Below are 995 nucleotides of genomic sequence, written 5' to 3' on the forward strand. Positions count from 1 at the left end.
GTAGGGCAATCGGTGCGCCGTTTGCCGTGCCGATTGCAAGAACCGAGACTCGTATGTTTTTACCTTTAACTAAATTCAGAGAGCGTGCCAATTCTGAATCATCAAGATCATCGGCAAGAACCACAATGTCTCCTTGGTTTGCTCCTGCTTGTGAAAATTGACTTAACGCCAATTCGATCGCAGCAGGGAGGTTCGAGCCTTGGAATGGCATCAGCTCTGGCGACAAGTTCTCGATGATACCTGCTAGCGTACTAGCATCCGTCGTTAGCGGACTCAAGCTGTAGGCGTCGCCTGCATAGGCGATCAATCCAGTCGCCCCCTCTTTCCACTTTGGCAACAAGTCCAACGCTTTGTAACGTGTTTGAGTAAGGCGATTGGGTTTGATGTCGCTGGCGTACATCGAGCGAGACATATCTAGCACTAGCATGCGATTTTGGCTTAGCTCGAAGCTTGGACGTGTATTTGATTGCCAGCTCGGCCCAGCGAGCGCTACGCAGGCAATCGCCCAAGCCAAACCCCAAATCGTAAAATAGGGTTTGGACTGGGTGGTCTGCCCAAGCATTTTGGCGAGGTGCGGGGCAATCAGCGCGGATTTTTTCGCTCTAAATTTTTGATTAATCAGGAGTACGAAGGGGATTGTTATCAGTCCCAGTAACCAATATGGGTTAAGGAAAGTAAACTCAGCCATGTTTTCTCCTTAGCAGGAACAACAACATAGAAAGCACTAAAGCTGCACTCAATGGATATGGGAACCATTCGGACTGAGGCCGCCAAGTTTGGGTATCGCTTGATACAGGTTCCAGTTTGTTGATTGTGTCGTAGATCTTTTCAAGTTGTTCGGCATCTCGCGCACGGAAGTACTGCCCGCCAGTCATTTCTGCAATCTTCGTGAGCGTTTTTTCATCAAGGTCGGCTGCGGTGTCGACCTTACGAGTCATAAAAAAGTCTTTCACCATCATTTCGCCAGCACCTACGCCGACGGTATAAATAGTGGC

At 49.1% G+C, this 995-nt stretch carries 1 protein-coding gene and 1 pseudogene; both read right to left on the reverse strand.

Annotation, left to right across the window (positions count from 1 at the left end; genetic code table 11):
• The coding region (locus R7R78_RS24625) for a VWA domain-containing protein (RefSeq protein ID WP_225474437.1) at positions 1–688 on the reverse strand (688 nt) is incomplete at its 3' end.
• Positions 681–995: pseudogene (locus tag R7R78_RS24630) on the reverse strand (IMP dehydrogenase); the annotation flags it as partial. The gene R7R78_RS24625 and the pseudogene R7R78_RS24630, both read right to left, overlap by 8 nt.

This window comes from Vibrio sp. 2134-1, assembly GCF_033339495.1.